This window comes from Caballeronia jiangsuensis (genome assembly GCF_046030135.1).
Classification (GTDB): Bacteria; Pseudomonadota; Gammaproteobacteria; order Burkholderiales; family Burkholderiaceae; genus Caballeronia; species Caballeronia jiangsuensis.
In genome coordinates this window covers 21,479-27,847 of record NZ_JAQQDB010000066.1, presented here as the reverse complement: position 1 = coordinate 27,847, position 6,369 = coordinate 21,479, and the positions used below count along the sequence as shown (strand labels likewise).

6 protein-coding genes are annotated in these 6,369 nt (G+C 63.3%); 2 read left to right on the top strand and 4 right to left on the bottom strand.

The window, feature by feature from the left end; translation table 11 throughout:
* Nucleotides 1–1,340 (bottom strand): murein biosynthesis integral membrane protein MurJ (murJ, locus tag PQR08_RS36935; RefSeq protein ID WP_408164189.1); only part of this gene is annotated, 1,340 nt, incomplete at its 3' end.
* 259 nt (nt 1,341–1,599) lie between these two features.
* On the opposite strand from murJ, the gene PQR08_RS36930 reads away from it, so the two are divergent.
* Together PQR08_RS36930 and PQR08_RS36925 are read left to right on the top strand one after the other, a co-directional pair.
* The gene (locus PQR08_RS36930; protein WP_250485843.1) at nt 1,600–2,649 is read left to right on the top strand and encodes a glycoside hydrolase family 55 protein; all 1,050 of its coding nucleotides are present in this window, start codon (nt 1,600–1,602) and stop codon (nt 2,647–2,649) included.
* A gap of 87 nt (nt 2,650–2,736) precedes the next feature.
* Nucleotides 2,737–3,054, top strand: a complete 318-nt coding sequence (locus PQR08_RS36925; protein WP_250485842.1) for a hypothetical protein — start codon at nt 2,737–2,739, stop codon at nt 3,052–3,054.
* Nucleotides 3,055–3,110: 56 nt separating this feature from the next.
* Here PQR08_RS36925 and PQR08_RS36920 read toward each other — a convergent pair whose 3' ends face one another.
* The 3 genes from PQR08_RS36920 to PQR08_RS36910 form a co-directional block, all read right to left on the bottom strand.
* Nucleotides 3,111–3,629 carry an OmpA family protein gene (locus PQR08_RS36920; RefSeq protein ID WP_250485841.1) on the bottom strand — a complete coding sequence of 173 codons (519 nt, stop codon included), beginning with the start codon at nt 3,627–3,629 and terminating at the stop codon, nt 3,111–3,113.
* 281 nt (nt 3,630–3,910) lie between these two features.
* A complete protein-coding gene (eno, locus tag PQR08_RS36915; RefSeq protein WP_250485840.1) occupies nt 3,911–5,185 on the bottom strand; it encodes a phosphopyruvate hydratase in 1,275 nt (424 codons plus the stop codon).
* Nucleotides 5,182–6,198: a phosphotransferase gene (locus tag PQR08_RS36910; RefSeq protein ID WP_250485839.1), complete on the bottom strand. Its 1,017-nt coding sequence runs from the start codon at nt 6,196–6,198 to the stop codon at nt 5,182–5,184. Before PQR08_RS36910 ends, eno begins: the two co-directional genes overlap by 4 nt.
* Between the last annotated feature and the right edge of the window lie 171 nt (nt 6,199–6,369).

Here is a 6,369-nt window from a genome sequence, read left to right as displayed (position 1 = left end):
GGCGGCGCGAAGCGGGTCCAGAAGAGATAGCAGGCCAGCACACTGGCTGCGCCCACTCCGGTGCCGAGCGGCACGCCCAGCGGACCGTAGAAGCGAATCAGAACCGCATTGGCGGCCAGCTTGGTCGCGAAGCCCAGCACGGAAATGACCGTGATCGCCCTGTAGCGCGCTTCGCTCGCGAACAACTGGATCAGCACGCACATCCCGAACGAGAAGGGTATCTGCGAAAGCCCGAAGCGGAACAGGCTCGTGACCGCGATCGTGTCCTCGCTCGTGAACGCGCCCTTCTGAAAGAACAGCTTGATCGCATACGGCGCGAAGATATAGGCGATCGCAGCGCCGACCGAGCCCACGGCCAGCATCACGAATGACCATTTGATGGCCGTGCTGCGCGCCCGCGCATGATCGCCGCGATGCAGGATTTCCGAAAGGATCGGCAAGGTTGCCCGGCTGATCGCGATCGCGCCCATGCTCACGAGCAGCGAGAGCAGGCGGTTCGCGTAGCCGAGCGTCGCGATGGCGCCATCGCCCATATGCGCCATGAAATACTGATCGACGGGAAGCCACAGATTGGCGACCACCGAGCCGATCAGCAGCATGCCCATCGAGCGCGTCATGCCCGGCCACTCCTTCGCCCGCAGCGACAGACGCGGACGCGCGGGCACGGCATCGGCTCTCTTCGCGAGTATCCGGAGCCACGCCGCCTGGATCACGATGCCGATCGTCGTGCCCACGATGAGCGGCATGGTCGAGGTGTTGTCGCGCGCGCTCAGCACGAAGACGAGCAACGCGATCGCCGGCACGCATTCGAGCAGCGTGTTGATGTGCTTTTCGGAAGCCTGGAGCCGGGCGGCGGAGATGCAGATCGTGAAGGCCAGCACGCCGACCGGCGTCATCCCGACGACCATCTGACGGCACATCTCGCGGGTCGATTCGGCGAGGCTTCCCGAGAAGAAGCCCACCATGTGAGGCCAGAAAAAATAGAGCAGCAACGAAAACACGATGCCGATGGCGAGTCCCGCCCCTTCGAGTTCGCCGAGAAGCTGGTTCTGCCGGGCCTTGTCGTTTCTGAGCGCGACGAGCGCGGGAACGAGCAGCACGCTCAACTGGTTCGTGATCGTCGCGGGCAGCCAGGTGACGAGCGTGAGCGCGAGTTGATAGGCATCGACGGTGCCGCTGATGCCGTATCGGTACGCGATCGCCATTTCCTTCGATGCGCCGATGAACTTCCCGGCGAGCACGAATAACAGCAGGACGAAAGCGCTCCTTGCGATGCGCTTGTGATCCTGATGAACGCCAAGCAGACGCTCCCTTAGCGATTGCACTGTTGCGGTCAGCACGCTTCCTCCGGCAATTGAACCCGATCCGCGCAGGACCGGCTGGCCGCTTGCGCACCGAGGGAGCGTGCATCAAAGGCGACGGACGGACTGTTCGCCACGCCACCGGCGCGCGATGATGCGGTTTGGCGCCAGCATTTCGCACGCTCGCCTGGTGTGCTACCGGGCAGAAGTCGGCGGGTATAACGTGCGAGAGTTGCGGCTGCGCGACGGCTTACCGAGGCCTCGCCATCGAGAAATCCAAAGCGTGCATGGGATGTCAATGAAGAAATCGATCGTGGTTGGCGTGATATTGATTGTCGTTTCCTTGCTCGTGATCAACACACCCGGCGTAACCAGACACTTTCAGACGGTCTACGCTGCCTGGGACGATGGCCGTCTCCTGGATCGCCTTACATTGCATAACCTCATGCGCTGGTGGCGGCAGTTCAGAGACGAACGCGACAGCGGCGCCCATCGCGCGAGCCTCACCAGTTCGCCGGTCCCGGCGACGGCGAGCTGCCCGGACACCTCCTTCACGCCGCCCAAACTGGTCGATCCGCGCAGCCCGAAGGCGTTCGGCGCCACTGGCAACGGCAAGACCGACGACACCAAGGCCTTTCAGGCCGCGGTCGATGCCGGCGACGTACTCGTGCCCGCGGGCACCTATGTGCTGAATCACACGGTGGTCATCACGGCAAGTAACCGGCATATCCAGTGCGAGCCCGGCGCGACGCTCAAGAAGACGGTGCGCGAGGACAGCAACATGTTCAACTTCGAGGGTCCGTCGACGGGGAATAGTCTGGTCGGCTGTAACTTCGTGGGCGCGAATCCGACCCGCATCCGTGACTGGGACAGCCCCGGACATTACGATATTCCGGTGCAGACCAACGGCGCGGTCGACAACTTCACGCTCGCGGGCAACAGCTTCCGCGATTTCTTCGGCCAGTCGATGTTCCAGACCGAAGGGCAAGGCGGCGGGACCGGCGCCGTTCTGGTGTTCAACTCGTTCGCCAACTGCCCGCTTTACGGCATCGCGCTGGTGGGTTCGGTCAAGGGCCGCATTGCCTACAATCTGGCCGATAACTGCCGCATGGGCCCCGAGAACAACGACGCCACGCAGGACACCGGCGGCAACGTCCTGGAATGCAACCGCATGATCAACGGCGGCAATATCACGGGCGGATCCAATGGCGAGGGCGGCGTCGACTATAGCGGGAATGTCGTCCGTCATAACATCCTCGACGGCGGCTATATGCAGGTCAGCCCGCCCGAGCGCGGCAAGGCGGCGAGATATATCGACAACGCCTGCAACGACTGCGGGACTGAATGAGCGCTCATTCTTCGCTCATTGTCGACGCCCACAATCCTTCTCAACCGATGCGTGATCATGCCGCACCGCGTTTCCAGGAGAAGGATCATGAAAAAAATCGGTTATGTCGCTGTCGCTACGCTGCTTGGTGCCGGACTGGTGGGTAGCGCTCAGGCGCATGTGTTCGTCGGCATGAGTGTGGGGATGCCGGTTGTGCCTGTCGCGCCTGTCGTGGCGGTTGCGCCGTACGCGCCCGTGATTCCGGTGGCGCCCTTTGCGCCGGTTGCGCCGGTCCCGGTCTATGCGCCGCCAGTCGCTTATTACGCGCCGCCCGCTCCGGTGTATGCGCCGTCTGTCGCGGTGGGTTATTGGGGCGGGCGTCCGGGATGGGGATATCGGCATTACGCGGCTGGATACTGGAGGTAGTCGGCCGAGTTTCAGCCGACCTCCGACAGCGCTCGCCGATCAGCAAGTGACTTGCGTCAGTTCCGCTTTGCCGACTTACCCATGATCGCGTCGAGCGATTCGCCGATCACCACGATTTCCGTGCGGCGGTTTTTCGCCTGGCCTTCGGGGGTGGCGTTGCTTGCTGCGGGGCGGTCGTAGGCGAAGCCCTTCGTGGTGACGCGCGAGGATGCGATGCCCCGCTCTTCCAGCGCACCCGCGACGGTCTGCGCACGCGATTCGGAGAGCGCCTGATTGTAGTCGTGCGTACCGGTACCGTCGGTGTGTCCCTCGACGATCACGGACTTCTTGCTGCGCTTGAGCAACACGACCGCGCGCTGGATGGCGGGTCCGGAATCACCGCGCAGACCGGATTTGTCGAAGTCGAAGAGCACGCGGTCGGGCAGACGCACTTGCACGCCCTCGGGCGTTTGCGTGACTTCGATGCCTACTTGCTGATTGAGGGCGATCTCCTTGTCGCGATCGGGGCCGGTGGCACAGGCCGACAAAAGGGAGATCGAAAGCGCGCACGCGGTGAGAGAGAGGAACTGCTTCATGTTGCTTCCTGCTGTGGTGGTAAAGGGTTCAGCCCCAACGGACTCCTTTCCGATTGCTCGACGTCTGCAATTCGAATGAAAGTGGGAAATTATTGCCCAAAAATTCCTTGCCCGGAGACGAGTACATCTCGCAGTCCGAATGGTTCGCGAAGGATTACCGACTATTCAAAAACTTAGAGGTAGTTCGATGACGTCTATTTTCGGATTCGTCTGAGTTCAAGACGCATCGCGCAATCTGGAACCCGGCCACCGTCGACGCAACACGTTTCGCGACTTCACGCTTACCGACTTCGCGACAAAACCGCCGCCCCAGCAAACCCCATCGCCCCACCTTCCTCGATACGCACCCCCTCATTCCACTTCGCCATCCGCTCGGACCGCGAGAACGACCCGACCTTCAACTGCCCCGCATTCCACCCCGTCGCAAGATGGACGATCGACACATCCTCGGTTTCCCCCGATCTCGCCGACACAATCGACGCATAGCCGTTCCTCCTCGCCGCCCGAAGCGCCGCGAGCGTCTCCGTCACGGTACCTGCCTGATTGAGCTTGATGAGCGCCGCATTGCAAGCCCCTTTCGCCGCAGCATCCTCGATGAACGCGGCGCGCGTAACGAAAAAATCATCGCCCACGATCTGCACCTTGCTTCCCGCCGCTCGCGTGAACGCGATCATCCCCGCTTCATCGTCTTCCGATAGCGGGTCTTCGATCGACACAATCGGGTATCGCGCGATCCATCGCAGCAACTTCTCGATCATCGCGTCGGTATCGAGCCGCACGTTGTCCAGGCCAAGCGTGTACTGTCCGCCCTTGCCGAATTCCGACGCGGCGATATCCAGCGCGATGCCCATATCCGTGCCCGGAACGAAACCCGCCGCTTCGATCGATGCGACCAGCACGTCCATCGCCTCCTCGTTGCTGGAGAACGCGGGCCACCATCCGCCTTCGTCCGCCACGCCCTGCGCCGCGCCGCGTTTGCGCATCAGCACACCGGCGTGTCGATAGACCTCGGCGGTCATTTCGAGCGCCTGCGCGAAACTCGTGGCCGATGTCGCGATCACCATGAAATCCTGCACATCGACGCGCCGTTCCGCGTGCGCGCCGCCGCCGAAAATCTGGATCTGCGGAAGCGGCAACGTCACCTGCTCGTCGCCCGCGACGTAACGCCAGAGCGGCAAGCCTCGCTCGCTCGCGGCAGCGTGCAAGGCGGCAAGCGATGTCGCGATCAGCGCGTTGCCGCCGAGCCGCGACTTGTCCGGCGTGCCATCGAGCGCGATGAGCATCGCATCGATCATCGCCTGTTCCGCGACCTCGTGGCCTCGCAACGCGGGCGCAATCTCGCGCGCGATGCCGGCGATCGCCGTCTTGACGTCCTTGCCATCGAACGCCGTGCCGCCATCGCGGAGTTCCATCGCTTCTCGCGAACCGCGAGACGCACCGGCCGGCGCGATGCCGCGTCCCCGCGCGCCCGTTTCAGTGACGATTTCCACTTCGACAGTCGGCCGTCCGCGCGAATCCCAGATACGTCGCGCTCGCACTTCTTCGATTCGACTCATGCGGAAAACTCCCTTTGCCAGAACGTTGTGATGTCGGAGAGCGTGCTGTCCGGCCGCCCGATCAGTTCGATCGCGGCGGCGCGCACGCGAGCGCGGCGGTGGTCGTCGAGATACTCCACCGGCGATTTGCCGTCCACGCGCGCCAGCAGCAGCGCCGGGAGCAGCGATGCGACGCGGTCCAGCAACGCGTCCGGTTTCGTCCACGCGATATGCGGCACATAACGCTCGACCAGCTTCGCAAACGACACCAATAACGCGGCAAGCGCACCCGGCGAGCGCGCCGATTTGAGCAGGAAATGATTGAGGCAGAAGGCCACATCGAAGGCAGGATCGCCGTACCACGCGCATTCCGCGTCCAGGATCACCGGCCCGGCCGGTCCCAACAGGATGTTCTTCGGGCTGACATCGCCATGAACGAGCGCTTCTCGCGTGGCCGCCGTGCGCTCGATCAGCGAGCGCAGCGCCACCGCCACTTGCGGATTTTGTCGAGCGGCTTCTTCCAGATACGGTTCGAGACGGATGGCGTGAAAGGTATCGTCATTCGCGAACCGGGCGGCAATCTCCGCGTCGCCGGCCGTCGCCGCATGAATCCGGCCCAGCACGTCGCCCAGTTGCGCCGCGATCGCCGGATCGACGCGGCCATCCATCAACTCGCGTTTCCAGTTCGCGTATGTCGGCGGGAGAAACGCCATGACGAAGCTCTTGGTTTCGTGATCGACGCCGAGCACTTCAGGCACATGACCCGGCACGATCCGGCCAGCCGTCCGAAGCCAGCCGATCTCCGCGTAGACGCGCTCGACCGGCACGATCCAGTCTTTCGCGACCTTGAGCTTGGGCAAAGCCTGCTTCAGGCAGTAGGTCCTGTCGCCGATATCGAGCCGGAAAATGTTCGAGGACACGCCGCCCGTCAGCGGTGTCAGCGTCGCGGAGGCGACGGCATCGGCAAGGTGCAGTCGTCGCAGCAGATGCGCGAGTGCGGAAGGATCGCCTGCAAGATCGATGTAGTGGTCCACCCCTGGCGTCCTCGCAGCAGTGTTTCGAACGAGCCGTCGTCGGCCAATGGTAGCCGATTCGCCACGGGAAACACGCGAGGCGCATCTTTCTTGCTTACCGATGTTCCAGACCGCCACTCACGCGCGGCCGACGACGAACCGCCATCGCGGGCAATCCCGCCCCGGCCGGGG

Excerpts from the sequence above, each read along its gene's own strand:
- PQR08_RS36930 (WP_250485843.1), top strand. The coding sequence starts at position 1,600 with ATGAAGAAATCGATCGTGGTTGGCGTGATATTGATTGTCGTTTCCTTG.
- PQR08_RS36925 (WP_250485842.1), top strand. The coding sequence starts at position 2,737 with ATGAAAAAAATCGGTTATGTCGCTGTCGCTACGCTGCTTGGTGCCGGA.
- PQR08_RS36920 (WP_250485841.1), bottom strand. The coding sequence starts at position 3,629 with ATGAAGCAGTTCCTCTCTCTCACCGCGTGCGCGCTTTCGATCTCCCTT.
- eno (WP_250485840.1), bottom strand. The coding sequence starts at position 5,185 with ATGAGTCGAATCGAAGAAGTGCGAGCGCGACGTATCTGGGATTCGCGC.